The organism is Acinetobacter sp. YH12041 (assembly GCF_013419975.1).
Lineage (GTDB): Bacteria > Pseudomonadota > Gammaproteobacteria > Pseudomonadales > Moraxellaceae > Acinetobacter.
The window spans coordinates 1-1,315 of sequence record NZ_VOZC01000051.1 but is presented as its reverse complement, the minus strand read 5'-3'; the positions used below and the strand labels follow the sequence as shown (position 1 = coordinate 1,315).

Genomic DNA, 1,315 nt, shown 5'->3' with positions numbered 1-1,315 from the left:
TAGAAATGTCCGGTTTCTCCAAAGTAAAAATGTCCGCTTTTAGAATATGCGCTTTTGCGATTATCGAAGCGGACGGTTTGATATGTTGGTGTCTATGTCGGATAAAGAACTTAAACGATTGTCGGTCGTGCAGGAAATCTGCGATCAACGCATAACTCAATCCCAGGCTGCTCAGCTACTTCATATTTCAGAACGTCAGATCAGGCGTTTACTGCAAAAATACAAAGCTCAAGGCCCAGCTGCATTAGCCCATGCCGGTCGTGGTCAAACCAGCAATTCCAGGCTTCCTGAAGAACTCAGGCTCAAGTGCCTCAATATGGTTGCTGAGCAATTCCATGGTTTCGGACCCACTTTAGCGCATGAAAAGCTGACTACCATTCATGGATTCGATATTTCAGTGGAAACCCTGCGTTCCTGGATGATTGCAGCCGATTTATGGATTCCTCGCTCCAAACGCCTGAAACGCCCATATCAGCCTCGTTATAACCGGGACTGTTATGGTGAACTGATCCAAATTGATGGCTCACATCATGACTGGTTTGAAGGAAGAGCCCCTAAATGCTGTCTATTGGTGTTTATCGATGACGCCACAGGAAAATTGCAGCACTTACGCTTCTGTGAGTCAGAATCAGCCTTTGACTATATGATTTCAACACGTTTGTATGTTGAGCAGCATGGTAAGCCTTTAGCCTTCTACAGCGATAAACATTCAGTCTTCAGGGTGAATCAAAGCAGCAAGAAAGACACCAAGATTACGCAATTTGGGCGCGTACTCAGCACCCTGAATATCGATATTATCTTCGCTAATTCACCACAGGCCAAAGGCCGTGTAGAACGAGCCAATAGAACGCTTCAGGACCGTCTGATCAAAGAAATGCGCCTGGAAGGCATCTGTTCGATTGAACAAGCGAATGCCTGGCTACCCTGCTTCATTGAGCAATTCAATCAGAAGTTTGCCAAGATGGCCTTTAATCCCAAGGATCTACACCGGACTGTCACTGAAACAGCCGAAGAATTAGATGATATTTTTACCTGGCGTGAACCCCGCAGAGTCACGAATAGCCTGACGATTACTTATGATAAATGCGTATATCTCCTGGAAAACACGGAAGAAAACCAAAGATTGATTAGTAAGTATCTTGAGTTCCTGGAATACCCGGATGGTACAGTCGCGATTGAATATCAGGGAAGAAAAATCAATTACAGCATCTTCGATAAATTAAGTCAGCTTAACCAGCGAGAGATTGTTGAGAATAAACGTTTAGGTGCAGTTCTCAATCATATTCAACAACAGCATGAAGAATTGGAACAGCAA

At 44.3% G+C, this 1,315-nt stretch carries 1 protein-coding gene; it reads left to right on the top strand.

Going from position 1 to position 1,315, the window contains the following annotated elements; all coding sequences use genetic code 11:
• Positions 1-94: 94 nt before the first annotated feature.
• Positions 95-1,315: ISNCY family transposase (locus FTU00_RS15435; protein ID WP_180179988.1), on the top strand; the 1,221-nt coding region annotated here is incomplete at its 3' end.